We start from the raw sequence: 340 nt of genomic DNA on the forward strand, positions 1-340 counted from the left end.
GGGTGACCGTCCATTTGATGGGCTGCCCAGGCAAGCAGGTGTGCCATGCGCTCTGAGCCTGCTGGTGACAGACCGCAGGATTCGGCGACTTCGTCCAGCCGGGTACGGCACAGATCGAGGTGGTGTCGAACGCCGGCCCGTCCGCCGAGGTAGTGATGAAATTCGTCGAGGTGGATGCCGATGCCTGAGACACCGTACGTGCCGGCCACACCGGGCGCTTCCTCGTATATGGCCGTGATGTCATGGCCTTCCAGGGCCGCAACAGCTGTGAGGACCTCGCAGAACGTATCTTTCATGCTGTTGCTGACCCAAAGGTCATAGCTGTTGCCGATGATGATTG

The 340-nt window shown here is 60.6% G+C and carries 1 protein-coding gene; it reads right to left on the reverse strand.

Annotated elements, in window-relative coordinates; genetic code table 11:
* The coding region (locus HX773_RS25470; RefSeq protein ID WP_176973811.1) for a hypothetical protein at positions 1 to 340 on the reverse strand (340 nt) is incomplete at both ends.

The sequence above is a fragment of the Pantoea sp. B9002 genome, from assembly GCF_013385945.1.
Taxonomy (GTDB): domain Bacteria; phylum Pseudomonadota; class Gammaproteobacteria; order Enterobacterales; family Enterobacteriaceae; genus Pantoea.